This is a genomic window from Dialister sp., from assembly GCF_036343215.1.
Taxonomy (GTDB): Bacteria; Bacillota; Negativicutes; order Veillonellales; family Dialisteraceae; genus Dialister.
In genome coordinates this window covers 1-8232 of record NZ_JAZASU010000076.1, presented here as the reverse complement: position 1 = coordinate 8232, position 8232 = coordinate 1, and the positions used below count along the sequence as shown (strand labels likewise).

At 50.7% G+C, this 8232-nt stretch carries 11 protein-coding genes; all 11 read left to right on the top strand.

Annotated features, from left to right (window positions below; genetic code table 11):
* Window positions 1-690 precede the first annotated feature (690 nt).
* Window positions 691-1398 carry a Bax inhibitor-1/YccA family protein gene (locus VZT47_RS08340; RefSeq protein ID WP_330224510.1) on the top strand — a complete coding sequence of 236 codons (708 nt, stop codon included), beginning with the start codon at window positions 691-693 and terminating at the stop codon, window positions 1396-1398.
* Window positions 1399-1866: 468 nt separating this feature from the next.
* Window positions 1867-2616 (top strand): LytR/AlgR family response regulator transcription factor, encoded by a 750-nt coding sequence (locus VZT47_RS08335; protein ID WP_330224509.1) that lies wholly within the window; start codon window positions 1867-1869, stop codon window positions 2614-2616.
* 22 nt (window positions 2617-2638) lie between these two features.
* Window positions 2639-3013, top strand: coding sequence for a type II secretion system protein (locus VZT47_RS08330; RefSeq protein ID WP_330224508.1), 375 nt, complete (start codon window positions 2639-2641; stop codon window positions 3011-3013).
* Window positions 3014-3035: 22 nt separating this feature from the next.
* On the top strand, window positions 3036-3614 hold the full coding sequence (locus VZT47_RS08325) for an A24 family peptidase (protein ID WP_330224507.1): 579 nt from the start codon (window positions 3036-3038) through the stop codon (window positions 3612-3614).
* Window positions 3562-4050 carry a pilus assembly FimT family protein gene (locus VZT47_RS08320; RefSeq protein WP_330224506.1) on the top strand — a complete coding sequence of 163 codons (489 nt, stop codon included), beginning with the start codon at window positions 3562-3564 and terminating at the stop codon, window positions 4048-4050. Before VZT47_RS08325 ends, VZT47_RS08320 begins: the two co-directional genes overlap by 53 nt.
* A gap of 1 nt (window position 4051) precedes the next feature.
* Entirely contained in the window at window positions 4052-4411 is a 360-nt protein-coding gene (locus tag VZT47_RS08315; RefSeq protein WP_330224505.1) for a hypothetical protein, read from the top strand.
* Window positions 4408-4929 carry a hypothetical protein gene (locus tag VZT47_RS08310; RefSeq protein ID WP_330224504.1) on the top strand — a complete coding sequence of 174 codons (522 nt, stop codon included), beginning with the start codon at window positions 4408-4410 and terminating at the stop codon, window positions 4927-4929. The genes VZT47_RS08315 and VZT47_RS08310 overlap by 4 nt, the downstream gene beginning before the upstream one ends.
* Complete coding sequence (locus VZT47_RS08305; RefSeq protein ID WP_330224503.1) at window positions 4922-5320, top strand: hypothetical protein; 399 nt, start codon at window positions 4922-4924, stop codon at window positions 5318-5320. The genes VZT47_RS08310 and VZT47_RS08305 overlap by 8 nt, the downstream gene beginning before the upstream one ends.
* Window positions 5307-6875, top strand: a complete 1569-nt coding sequence (locus VZT47_RS08300; RefSeq protein WP_330224502.1) for a hypothetical protein — start codon at window positions 5307-5309, stop codon at window positions 6873-6875. Before VZT47_RS08305 ends, VZT47_RS08300 begins: the two co-directional genes overlap by 14 nt.
* The gene (locus tag VZT47_RS08295) at window positions 6862-7422 is read left to right on the top strand and encodes a hypothetical protein (protein WP_330224501.1); all 561 of its coding nucleotides are present in this window, start codon (window positions 6862-6864) and stop codon (window positions 7420-7422) included. Before VZT47_RS08300 ends, VZT47_RS08295 begins: the two co-directional genes overlap by 14 nt.
* Window positions 7310-7903, top strand: a complete 594-nt coding sequence (locus tag VZT47_RS08290) for a shikimate kinase (protein WP_330224500.1) — start codon at window positions 7310-7312, stop codon at window positions 7901-7903. The genes VZT47_RS08295 and VZT47_RS08290 overlap by 113 nt, the downstream gene beginning before the upstream one ends.
* Window positions 7904-8232 lie beyond the last annotated feature (329 nt).

Here is an 8232-nt window from a genome sequence, read left to right as displayed (position 1 = left end):
GAAGCCTCCTTGTGAAAAACAAAAATCGTTCTCTACAAGCGGCTTCGCCGCAAAATTTTTTGCGTTTGTCAAGTACTTTTTTCAGATTGTGTCGGATTTTTTTAAATTTTTTGCCCAAAAAAAGCACGCATCTTTCGACGCGTACTTGAACTATTTCATGATTTTCTTAAGTTAATGATATTGCAGTTAATAGTTGCATTTATGTCAGGCGGGCGACGGGACTTTTACCTCATAAGGACTAACCGCGCAGGGAGTGGTACCCATTAACCCCAATGTACAGTCACTTCGCATGGATGGATTTCAAGCTGCTCACTTAATTACCCATTAACCTCTATGTACAGTTTCTCCACATGTAAGGATTACAGGCTGCAATCCTGTTAACCATTAACCCCAATGTACAGTCTTCCGGCATGGATAGATTTCAGGCTGTCCGCTTTATTATCTGTTAACCTCAATGTACAGCTTTGCGTTATTGATAGACTGCAAATATTATCCCCTGATTTTCCACCCTCGGTCCCTGAGCCCTTCTGCGTAACCGATTTTCCGAATTACAGCCAGGCCACTGCGAACTGATAACTGATAACTATTAACTTCATGAATTCAAAGTTTTATCTTTATCTGATGCCCCGGCTGTGTTACAATAATATTACCCAATATATAGAAATTTTTCTTTATAGAAAGGAGATATATATGTACGACAATGATTTTGCCCTGGAAAAGGAGAAGTCCCTTTCCATCCATATGCCGGGCATGATGAAAGATGTCTATGCCTGGATGGCTATTGCCCTGGTGGTGACAGGTTTTACTGCCTATACGGTGGCTGATTATCCGATCATTCAGAGTATTTTCATGGGCGGACGGTTCCGCATCATTTTCCTCATGATGGCTACTTTTGCCCTCGTATGGCACCTGAATACATCGATCCGGACCATGGGACTCAAAAAAGCAGCGGTCATGTTCCTGGTGTATTCCGTGCTGAACGGGATTACCCTTTCTTCCATTTTCCTGGTATATACCATGAGTTCCATTGCCAGTGCCTTTTTCCTGACGGCAGGCATGTTTGGAATCATGTCCGTCTATGGGTATGTGACGAAATCGGATCTTTCGAAAGTGGGAAATCTCTGCCTCATGGGTCTTGTAGGACTCATCCTGGCCACCCTGATTTCCTTCTTCTTTGCCACACCTTTCTTTGAAATGCTGATTTCCTACGCCGGTGTCCTCATTTTCATGGGCCTCACCGTGTACGATACGAACAAAATCAAAAAACTGGCCCTCACCTATCATTCCAGAGCTACCGACGAGGGACAGAAACTGGCTATTCTCGGAGCCCTCATGCTCTATCTGGATTTCATCAACCTTTTCCTCTACCTGCTCCGTATTTTCTCGGACCGCAAGTGAGTGGAAATCATCGGTGAAAATGCGCCCTTTTAGAAATAAAGGGGCGCTTTTTTGATGGGGAAATACCCGGCAGCAGGCTTTAGGAGATGGAATTTCTGCAAATGAATGGCATCGTTTATATTTCCGAAATAAAAAGACGGGGGAAAAATATTTTTTCCCCTGAAATTCTGCTCCCAATACGGAAAATGCCGCGTTTTTGGGTGGAAATCGGGGTTTTCGGGAGGGATGGGGTTAAAATTATTACAATTTCCGTGGAAAATGAAATAAAAATGTAATCAAAAAGTTTTGCTTTCTACTAAAATCATTTATGAATTACAAAAACTCATTGAAATGGAAAATGCATGATAACTTGATATTGGACTCATGAATGAAATTGTCCGATAATAAAATAGAATAAGAAGCGATTCCATTCATTTACATAGATTGAGGAAACCCGGGGCCGCCCGTTTTTTCAGGGAGGTGAGTCCTATGATACATATAGGGACGATCAGTGAGCATCCGGAGATTTCACGTATGGTGGAGCAGGTATGCGGAGAGCATATGGAAGAACGAGGGCTGGACTGCTCCTTTTATGCCTACGAGAATTCCTACATTTTCCTCCAGGACCTCGAAACGGGCAGGCGGCCTTTTGACCTGCTTTTCCTGGATACCGCCATGCGGGGGAGCCATATCCTCGACGTGGCTGAACGGGTCAGGATACGAAAAGATGCGCCGGTCATGATTTTCCTTTCCGAATTTCCGGATGGCTATTATAGAGATGCCTTCCGGGTGGGAGCGGTCCATTTCCTTCATTTACCATTGGAGAAAAAGGAACTTCTCGAAGGACTGGGACGAGGCCTTGGGGCCATCGAACACCGGTGGCACAAAAAACTGGTCTTCAAATCCATGGACGGAGTCGCAGCCATCGATCTGTCCACTCTGGAAGCTGTAGTGAGTGATGATCATCATCAGGTCCTCTGTATCAATGACGGAACGACGAAAGAAGTGCGGACCAAACTGATGCATCTCGAAAAAAGGCTGAAAGATGCATCGCCCTTCCCCTTCGTCACTTCCTGCCGGGGAGTCCTGGTGAATATAGAAACGGTTTCCGAAGTCACTTCGGACCGGGTCATCACGAAATCGGGACGAATGCTGCCCCTTTCGAAGAGACGGTACGGGGACGTCATCCGGGCTCTGGCCCGTTATAACGGGGTGGATTCGGAGGAACTGGAAGATTGATCATTTTGACGGAGGAGACGCTATGAGGAAAAGGAGAGGGAAACACCAGGGCTTTATGCTTCTGGAATTGATTATTGTCGTAGCCATTATTGGAATTTTAGCCGCCGTAGCCGTTCCAAATCTGACAGGAATGACAGATGATGCCAAAATTGCCAGGATTCAGTCGGACCTTTCTGCCATGGGGACGGCAGCGGAGGTGTACTATGTGAAAAATGGTTCCTATCCCACGAGTCTGGATCAGCTGGTGGGGACCAGCGAAAAATCGGGGTACCTGAAAAAAGTGCCCGAACCGCCTGACGAGTCGGTGACCTATACCATTTCGAACGGCACCATTACGGCAAATTTCAAAGGAGTTACCTATTCTTCCGACGGGACGAATACGAAGTCTTCCACTTGAAACGCAAAGCGGGGAAAAGAAAATGAAAAGGACAGGGGATGAAGCGGGGATCCCATGGGACTTTCTATGGGATACAAAGAAGGTTCTGTGCGGGGCCCTGGCCCTGGGCCTTCTGTATGGCGCTGCCCTTCGGGCAGGTGCAGCTTTTCTTTCCCCTGCTTTTTTTGTACTCTTTCTGGCCGGAGCGGGTCTGGAAGACGGTCTGACCGGTTATATTTCTGATGCCTGGTCCCTCCTGCTGGGAGCTTTCGGCCTTCTGACGGCCCTCCTTTCCGGGGACCTTTTTCTGTCCCTTCTTTCTGCGCTGCTGGCCGCTTCCATTTACGGCTTTTTATATTTCATTTCCCGTCAGTCTCTGGGGACAGGGGACATTTTTCTGGCTGCGGCTGCAGCCTCATGGCTTACGCCTCTTTCCTGTCTCCTTTTTATATGGCTTTCCTCGCTTTCTGCCCTTTTTTTCGTGGGAATCCGGATGCTCACCGGACGGCAGCACCGCGGGGAGCCGGTGTGGTTCGGGCCCTTTATGGCCCTGGGAGGAGTGCTTGCCTATGGCTGGCAGGAAATATGGTCTTTCCTGCCGCCGGGGTTTCCTTTTGCTTGAGACCCTGGTGGTGACGGCCCTTTTTTCCCTGGGCCTTGGCTTCGGAGTGCCTCTCCTCTGGGACTGGCAGAAAGAAAGGGAAGTGGATCTGGCGGCAAGGACGCTGGCTTCTGCCATCCGTCAGGTGGAAATCATGGCCAAAAATGATTCCGACCGGCCCGACGCAGGGGGAGAGTATTATTATTTCTACTGTTATCCCGATGCTTCCGGGCAGGCCTGCTACTATACCCGGAAGGGAATCCGGGAGATGCGGCCGAAGGGAAGGCTTGGAAGCGGCGTCCTTCTTTCGGGGAATCTCGACCTGACTTTCGAGAAGAAAGGCTTTGCGGGGAATGGGAAGAATTTTTCCGTCTATCTCTATTCGCCGGATAAAAAATACCAGCGTCAGGTCGTCGTAGCCTGGTATACGGGAAGAGTCCGGGTGACGGGAGGCTGACATGAAAAGAAAAGGTTTCGTCATGATTTATGCCCTCGCCTCCATTGCCGTTTGCGGACTTCTGTCTGCAGCAGCTGCTTTTACGGTTTCCCAAAGTTTTACCTGGGAAAAAGAGCGGGACCGGAGCCTCGATGAAACGCTCATTGCCCAGGATGTCATGGAAAGGGAGAAATATAACCACCGTTTCGGTGGCGAGCCGTCTTTTGGCTCCGAAACGGAACGAAACGGAAAACGATATGAAATATCCGTCACCCGCCGTCCGCGGATGGTGGAAGGGATTCCCATGGTGGAAATTTCCTGCCTGGTGCAGGGGGAAGGGAGTGAAGGCATCTGCCTTTCCACTCTCCTGGAGGAACGATGAAACGAAAAGGATTTCTTCTACTGGAAGCCCTGATGGCGCTCCTCCTCATTTCAGGCCTGGCGATTTCCGTATTTCCACTGGCCGGACGCCTTTCAGGAGCCCTCATCCTGGGCGGATTTAAAGGAAGGATGGGAGAGACCGGGCTTTTCGCCATGGATTTCATGACGGAAAAGGTCAGAAATACAGAAAAGCCCTCCATTTCTCCGGTGAATGAAAGATTCACCTATTCTGTCAGAAACGGGGAGGACGTTTTGTCCTACCGGCTGTACCTGGACCAGCAGAAACTGAAAGTCCTGCTGTACAATGGCCATGTGGAACCGATTACGGGAGAAGAGACGGGAAGTACGGAGGAAATCCCGGTGATTGCCGGGAAAGACGGCCTTTTCCGGCGGCAGGGAAAGGGGCCCCTTCATATGTCCTTTTCCCTTCTCCGGCCGGTGGAGGGGATCCGGTCGGATTTCGAGACTTCCATCCTGCCCTATGCGGATTTCTATGAAAAGGGGAAGGTCTATGAGTAGGCGGAAAGGAAGCCTGGCCATGATGCTCCTCATTTTCCTTTCTGCCATTCTCACCGTGGCCGGCGCCTTCCTCCTCTTTTCCCGAAGGAGCCTTCTGAGTCTTTCTTATTATGAAGAAGGGCTGAAATCGGTCTATGCCGCTGAAAGCGGGGCGAACTGGGGACTGGAAGCGCTGAAGGAAGGTCCCCTGAACCGCCAGGTCACTTTCCGGGTGAACGAAAGGATCGTGATCGTGGAAAATACCGAAGGCACTTCCGGCGGAAAGCTGGTTTCCCGGGCTGCTGCCGGCAATGGAGATTACAAAAGGTATGTGCGTATTTCCTATTCCCTTGAGGGCAGGGAAGGTGCAAGGAAACTGAAAGTGGAGGACGTGGGAAGTGACAGAAGCTGAAAAATTACTGGAAGAAATCAGAAAGCTTCCCCTCTGGCAGCGGTTGACTGCTCTCCGGGGGCCCAGGATGGTCTTAATCCTTCTTGGCGGGACCCTCTGGGCCGTGGAAATGGAAAAAGGAAAATTTCTCCGACAGGAGTCGGTCGTTCTGGAAGGAAAACCGACCGTGGAGACCCTCTCTGCCGCTTTCCGCAGCCTCGGAGAGAAGGGACTGAAGAAAAAGGCAGTCACCGTCCTCATCAATTCTCCCCGCCTCCGCATGGTGAACCGGAAATATCCCGCCATGGAAGAGGAAGAAATGGTGGAAACCATCAAATGGGAAGAAGACCGGACATTTCACGGCAAAGAACCCTGGGCCATCGGACATGCCGTGATGCGCCATACCGCGGAAGGCTGGGAAGTCCATCTGGCAGGGGTGAAACAGGAGGAAATCCAACTCTGGGAAAAAGCGGCGGAAGCGGGAGGACGGTCTATTTATGAAGCCATCCCCGTCACCTCGGTGCCCCTTTCGGAAGATGAATACTTCGCTTTCTACGGAAGGCGGTATTCGGGGATCCTGCTTTTCCGCAGCAAAGGACTCATCCGGAGCCGTATCCTTCATGAAGAAGACCGCGGAAAAGGGGCCTTTTTCATGAAAAATACGCTCCGCAATTTCGGCCTTCAGAAAGCGCCCTGTTTCTTCATTCCCCTGGAAGACTGCGACGAAGAACGGGAACAGGAATGGAAAGACTGGCTGGAAGAAGAAATGGAACCGGCCCCGGGAAATAAGGAAATAGAAAATCAGGAAGATTTTTCTATTTCCCCGGAAACAGCGGAAGAAGATCCGGAAATGAGCCCCATCGGGGAATTTGAGGAGGAAGAACCGGACGGGGAGAGTCCCGGGGCCGGTTTCTCCGAAGACGAAGAAAAACCGCGGGAATACCTCCCGCCCGGTGCCGTATGGCTGGAGAATTCCGATTTCGAAGAAGTTTTGACGCCTTTTCAGGAAATGGCCTTCCTTTTCCGCCATGTGGAAGAGAGGACCCTGACCCTTCCCCTCTCGGAGCGGAACAGCCCTGTATATAATAAAAATAATAAATACCTCCGCCTCTCCCAGGCGGCTTTCGTGGCCACTTTCCTCTTTTTTGCCCTTTCCCTCGCCTCCTTCCTGCTGGCGAGAAATGAAGTACGGAGCCTCGAAGCAGAGGCCCATACCCTGCAGCCGGCCAAAGAAAGGCTCATTGCAAGCCGCATGGAAAGGCGGGAAACGGAGGAAATGAAAGCACTCCTGAAACGGCTGGAAGCAAGTCATGAAAACTGGGAAGGAAGACTTCTCGCCCTGGGAGAAGGCCTGCCGCCCGGGGTGGTATTGAATGAAATCGAAGGAGACGAAGGCGTATCGCAGCTCAAAGGAAGTGCCGCTTCTCCCGCCTCCCTTCTGGCTTTCCAGAATTTCCTCCAAGCCGCCTGGGGAGGAGACCTTCGCGTGGAGCGGCAGGTGGACAGCCGGACGAAACTGGTGAAGTTCACCATTTCCCACGCATCGGAGAAAGGAGGAAGCCATGGACTTTCATGAATTCCTGAACGATCAGAAATACACCCGTCTCTTTGCCCTCTCCTCCTGCCTCTTCCTGGCCCTGGGAGGCTGGTTCCTTCTGGCCCGGCAGACCGAAAAATCCCTGGCCGCCTCCATCCGCACGGAAAATGAAGAAATCAGGACCTTCAGCACCCTTCCCGAAAGTCCCCCGGCCGGACCCTTCCTTGCCTCCTTCCTTCGTCCCCTTTCCGGTGAAAACCTGGCCGCTTCCCTGGAAGGGACCGGTGCCCGGGTGAATTCTATTTCCGAAGAAGAGGGAGAAGACGAACCGGAAGGAAAAATTAAAAAATTTCACATCAAAGGTACCGCCGATTTCTCACAAATGGTGCAGAGCTTTGGTATAATAGAATCAAAGAATCGTTGGTGCGCCATGGATCTCAAAAGTTTGAAGCGGGCAGGAGACGTCCTGGCCTATGAAGTGGAGATCCGGACGTTCCAAAGCCGAGGTACCTATGATCAAGAGAAATATCGTCCTCATCGGTCCTATGGGAACAGGGAAAAGCCGGGCAGCAAAAATCCTCTCTGACGGCCTGGATTGGCAGCTGGCAGATACGGACCGGATGATGGAAAGAGAAACGGGCCTGAAAATCGCAGATTACTATAAATACGCCGGGCCCGAAGCCTTCGCCGAAAAAGAAATGCAGATCATCAACCATGTGCGGTATTACCATGAAGCGGTAATCGCCATGGGCGGAAATTATCCCATGACGGAAGAAAAATTCCACCTCCTTTCGGAGCATGGCCTCATGGTGCTCCTCTATGCGAAACCCTTCCGCCTGGCCGAAAGGGTGCGGAGAAGGATCGGAAAGCGGCCCACCATGGACTATGGGGATGTGGACGGCTATGTCCGTCAGATGCTCCGCAAATGGGCGAAATGGAAAGACCGGGTGGATCTCGTGGTGAATACCACCAATAATCATCCGGAACATACGGCCCTCCTGATTGCACGATACATCGATCAGCATCACGTCACTTTTGCGGAAAGAAGAAATATGGGGAGAATGTAAAGAGCAGAGAGGGAGCCTTTCTGCTCTTTTTTGTCGGGTGAGGATGGGGATGATTTTCGGGAAGTCAGAGGCACCTGAGGGCCTTTAGACGGAGGCAATCCGGCCGGTACCGGGGAGCGGGATTCATTGATCATGACTCCCTGTATTTCCATATTTCCCCTATTTCCTCCTGCCACGGGGAAATGACAGGAAGGATGGGGAAATAAAAAAAGAGGGTGTACAAAAATAGAAATCATTATTTTAAAAACTTTAGGGACAAAAGTTATCAGTTATTAGTTATCAGTTCGCAGTTGTGGTGGGCCATTACGAAGGAAAAGCGGCCTTTTTAT